The sequence below is a fragment of the Streptomyces sp. NPDC004658 genome, assembly GCF_040609555.1.
In the GTDB taxonomy this organism is placed as follows: Bacteria; Actinomycetota; Actinomycetes; order Streptomycetales; family Streptomycetaceae; genus Streptomyces.
This window is the reverse complement of sequence record NZ_JBEXKG010000420.1, coordinates 1-1,139: the sequence shown is the minus strand read 5'-3', so window position 1 is coordinate 1,139 and position 1,139 is coordinate 1. Positions and strand designations below refer to the sequence as shown.

Here is a 1,139-nt window from a genome sequence, read left to right as displayed (position 1 = left end):
GGCCTCGGTCAGATCGCGGGCGCGCTCGCGCCGACGTACGAGGTGCTCTTCGCGTCCCGGGTGATCAGCGCCTTCGCGTGCGCCGGGTTCTGGGCCGTCGGGGCGGCCGTCGCCATCGCGATGGTCCCGGTGAACCAGCGGGCCCGTGCGATGGCCGTGATGATCGGCGGGCTGTCCATCGCGAACGAGCTCGGGGTGCCGCTGGGCGCCTTCCTGGGCGAGAACCTGGGCTGGCGGTCGGCGTTCTGGGCGGTCGGGGCGGCCTCGGCCGTGGCGCTGGCCGGGGTGGCGACGATGATCCCCCGTATCCCGTTGCCGGACGAGAAGCCGCAGCTCAAGCGGGAGCTGGGGATCTACCGTGACCGGCAGGTGTGGCTCTCCATCGTGCTGACCGCGCTCGCGGCGGGCGGGGTGTTCTGCGCCTTCAGCTACCTGGCACCACTGCTGACGGATGTCGCCGGGCTGGACTCGGGCTGGGTACCGACCGTGCTCGCACTGTTCGGAATCGGCGCGCTGGTCGGTACGACGATCGGCGGCCGGGTCGCGGACGCGCACCTGTTCGGGGTGCTGCTGAGCGGGATCGCGGCTTCGACCGTGTTCCTGGCCGCGCTGGCGCTGTTCGCGTCGAACCAGGCCGCCGTGATCGTCCTGTCGTTCCTGCTGGGCCTGTCGGCGTTCTACACGGCTCCGGCGCTGAACGCCCGCATGTTCAACGTGGCGGGCGCCGCCCCGACCCTGGCGGGTGCGACCACCACCGCCGCGTTCAACCTGGGCAACACCGGCGGGCCCTGGCTGGGCGGCACGGTGATCGACCTGGACTTCGGCTTCGAGGCCACCGCGTGGGCGGGGGCGGCGATGACCGTGCTGGCCCTGGTGACGGTGGTCTTCTCGCTCCGGTTGCAGCGCAGCCGCAACGCGTCGTCCCGGCTGGTGGCGGGCGCCCCCGCCGCCACGTCCGGGAGCGTGGCGGTGGAGTCCGCCGCCTCCACGACCGTCTGAGCCGGTTCAGCCCGGAGCGGGGCGGCCCTTGGGGCGGCGCAGGCCCGCTTCGGTGATGCGGCGGACCAGTTCCTTGGAGCCGATCTGCCGGGCCCCGGCCCGTACGGCGTCCTCGTACCGCGCTTCCGGCACGTCGTAGT

Annotated in this window: 2 protein-coding genes; one reads left to right on the top strand and one right to left on the bottom strand. The window is 73.1% G+C overall.

All coding sequences use genetic code 11. The features are described from left to right. A partial coding sequence (locus tag ABZV94_RS41825) for an MFS transporter (RefSeq protein WP_356350365.1) occupies nucleotides 1-999 on the top strand: 999 nt, incomplete at its 5' end. A 6-nt stretch (nucleotides 1,000-1,005) separates the two neighbouring features. On the opposite strand, the gene ABZV94_RS41820 is transcribed toward ABZV94_RS41825, so the two are convergent. Then, nucleotides 1,006-1,139: DUF4031 domain-containing protein (locus tag ABZV94_RS41820; protein ID WP_356350368.1), on the bottom strand; the 134-nt coding region annotated here is incomplete at its 5' end.